The sequence below is a fragment of the Marinobacter sp. UBA2498 genome (assembly GCF_002341575.1).
GTDB classification, from domain to species: domain Bacteria; phylum Pseudomonadota; class Gammaproteobacteria; order Pseudomonadales; family Oleiphilaceae; genus Marinobacter; species Marinobacter manganoxydans.
Genome location: NZ_DDOI01000064.1, coordinates 71,691 through 74,442, shown reverse-complemented (window position 1 = coordinate 74,442; position 2,752 = coordinate 71,691). Strand labels below are relative to the sequence as shown.

4 protein-coding genes are annotated in these 2,752 nt (G+C 60.4%); 1 reads left to right on the top strand and 3 read right to left on the bottom strand.

The features are described from left to right. Window positions 1-79: 79 nt before the first annotated feature. The 3 genes from B2W52_RS08760 to upp are packed head-to-tail and all read right to left on the bottom strand — an operon-like array spanning window position 80 to window position 2,395. Window positions 80-517, bottom strand: coding sequence for a hypothetical protein (locus B2W52_RS08760; RefSeq protein ID WP_053112472.1), 438 nt, complete (start codon window positions 515-517; stop codon window positions 80-82). Next, entirely contained in the window at window positions 498-1,754 is a 1,257-nt protein-coding gene (locus B2W52_RS08755) for a uracil-xanthine permease family protein (protein WP_088556889.1), read from the bottom strand. Before B2W52_RS08755 ends, B2W52_RS08760 begins: the two co-directional genes overlap by 20 nt. A gap of 2 nt (window positions 1,755-1,756) precedes the next feature. Next, a complete protein-coding gene (gene upp / locus B2W52_RS08750; protein WP_008173081.1) occupies window positions 1,757-2,395 on the bottom strand; it encodes a uracil phosphoribosyltransferase in 639 nt (212 codons plus the stop codon). Window positions 2,396-2,613: 218 nt separating this feature from the next. Between upp and B2W52_RS08745 the strand changes: the two genes are divergently transcribed. Then, window positions 2,614-2,752, top strand: a 139-nt coding sequence (locus B2W52_RS08745; protein WP_286802546.1) for a hypothetical protein, incomplete at its 3' end; no start/stop codon positions are given.

The window sequence follows — 2,752 nt, the reverse complement described above, 5'->3', positions numbered from 1 at the left end:
TCGTAGCGGTTTTTGGGAGGCAGCCCCACGAACCTCTTCCCGCTAAATCATCAGGCTGGGGCAGGAGTGGAAGGCGAGATCAGCAACCAGCCTCGATAACCCGAACCATCGGCTCCCCGCGGCTTTCCGGAATCGGCAGTATCCCATACGAGGCCCGCGGGTCATGGACCGTGGTCGAGGTAAAGCCGCAGGACAGGAAGTGCTTGCGGGCCTGCTCGTCGGTCTGGAAGTGGAACGGTACCTCGCTACGGGTAACGGCCCCGAGGACGCCACCGAGCACTTTGAGGGTAGTGTTCAGCACCGGCTGGCGGGGTTGGTAGTAGCTTTCGGAGAGGTAAACCGAGCCCGGGCGTTTGGCCATGGCGGCGGCCAGTCGGCCGGTGGCCATCAGGCGGAGGGCCTTGCGGGCGGCCATGTCGGGCAGATCGGCTTCGACCATGTGGAGCAGAGGGTGTTTCTGCCGTAACCGAATGCCGCGGGGGGGCATGCCGGAGCTGTCAGTCGGCTTTCTGCTCATAGACGGCTTTACCCCATGCCTCGCGGCTGCCGGGCAGTATCAGGTTCAGGATGATGGCAGCCACCGCACAGAGCGCGATGCCTTCGAGGTGCCCGAGCACCATGCCGCCAATACCGAACACCAGGGTAACGCCTACGATAACCAGGTTGCGAGACTGCGACAGATCTACCTGGTGGCGGATCAGTGTGTTCAGGCCAACGACGGCAATGGAACCGAACAGCAGGCAGAGGATGCCGCCCATGACGGGCACCGGGATGGTTTGCAGTGCTGCGCCGAATTTGCCAACGAAAGCCAGAACAATGGCGATGCAGGCAGCCCACCACATGACCTTGGGGTTGAAATTCTTGGTGAGCATAACGGCGCCGGTGACTTCCGAGTAGGTGGTGTTGGGCGGTCCTCCAAGCATGGAGGCGGCGCTGGTGGCCAGGCCGTCACCCAGCAGGGTGCGGTGCAGGCCCGGCTTTTCCAGGTAGTTCTTTCGGGTCACGTTGCCGATGGCCAGCACGTCACCGATGTGTTCAATGGCCGGGGCAATGGCGACGGGGATCATGAACAGCACGGCGCCCCAGCTGAACTCCGGCGCAACAAAGTTGGGAACGGCGAACCAGGCGGCGTCCCGGATTGGCGTGGTATCCACGATACCGGCAAACGCGGAGAGGATGTAGCCGGTGATAACGCCGAACATGATCGGAATCAGCCGGAAAATGCCTTTCGACCAGACCGACATGATGATGGTTACGGCCAGCGAGATCATGGCGATCCAGATCGCCGTGTCGTAGGGAATCAGCTGGTTGGCGCCATCACCGGTGCGGCCGGAGGCCATGTGAACGGCAACCGGCGCCAGGCCGAGACCGATAGTCATGATCACCGGGCCGATAACCACTGGCGGCAGCAGGCGGCGGACAAAGCCGGTGCCCCGCAGCCGCACCAGTCCACTGAGGAAAATATAGAGAATACCCGCTGCCATCAGGCCGCCGAGTGTCTCTTCCATGCCGAACTTGCCTTTGGAGGCAATCACGGGGGCAATAAAGGCGAAGGACGACGCGAGGAAAATCGGGATCTGACCGCCGGTCACCACGTGAAAGATCAGGGTGCCCAGGCCGGCGGTGAACAGGGCCACGTTGGGATCCAGCCCGGTAATCAGTGGCATCAGAACCAGCGCGCCGAACGCCACCAGCAGCATCTGGGAGCCAGCAATGGCCTGTTTCCAGACCGGGTCGTTGGTATGGTCCTGCATTCTTAAACGTCCTTTTGCTTGGTGCCGAAGATTTTGTCGCCGGCATCGCCGAGACCCGGAAGGATGTAGCCTTTGTCGTTGAGGCGCTCATCAACGGAGGCGGTGTAGATAGACACGTCCGGATGTTTTTCCAGAACCTTTTCAACACCTTCGGGCGCGGCAACCAGCACCAGGGCCCGGATCTCGGTGCTGCCGGCCTTCTTGAGCAGGTCAATGGTGGAGATCATTGAGCCGCCGGTGGCGAGCATCGGATCGACAATCATGGCCATACGCTGGTCCAGTTCGCCCACCAGCTTTTCAAGGTAGGTGCTGGCCTCGAGGGTTTCCTCGTTGCGGATCTGGCCGACAACACTGACCCGGGCCACCGGAATCAGGCTGAGGACACCGTCAAGCATGCCAAGGCCGGCCCGCAGGATCGGCACGATGGTGACCTTCTTGCCGTGAATCTGTTCCACGTTAACCGGCCCTGCCCAGCCTTCGATGGTCTTTTCCTGCAGATTGAAGTCTTTGGTGGCCTCGTAGGTCAGGAGTGCACCGACTTCCTGTGCCAGCTCCCGGAAATTCTTGGTGCTGATATCCGCACGGCGCATGATGCCGAGCTTGTGGCGGATCAGAGGGTGTTTTACCTCGTGGATTGGCATGGGGTCACCTGTGTGTCTGGTTGGAATTTTGGCGTCGCGATCAAATGGCGCAAGGATACCGCATCTGGCAAGGGGAGTCAGGCCGCAAATGGCCGGTTCCGTGAAATCCACTAAGGGCTGGTACGGATCTTGCGATAACCCTTCCAAACGACGCTCCGGTGTCAGATTTTCGACCTTCAAAACGCCTGCAGGCACGGCCAATCGGAGAAGTATCCGGCATGGACAGAGCTTTAGTCCTCAATAACGTCAAAACCCTGACGCGGGGCAACCTGGGCATACCAATCATGCTGATGGGCTTGCTGGGCATGATGATTCTGCCCATGCCGGCGTTCCTCCTGGACGTGTTCTTTACTTTCA

Excerpts from the sequence above, each read along its gene's own strand:
- B2W52_RS08755 (WP_088556889.1), bottom strand. The coding sequence starts at position 1,754 with ATGCAGGACCATACCAACGACCCGGTCTGGAAACAGGCCATTGCTGGC.
- upp (WP_008173081.1), bottom strand. The coding sequence starts at position 2,395 with ATGCCAATCCACGAGGTAAAACACCCTCTGATCCGCCACAAGCTCGGC.
- B2W52_RS08760 (WP_053112472.1), bottom strand. The coding sequence starts at position 517 with ATGAGCAGAAAGCCGACTGACAGCTCCGGCATGCCCCCCCGCGGCATT.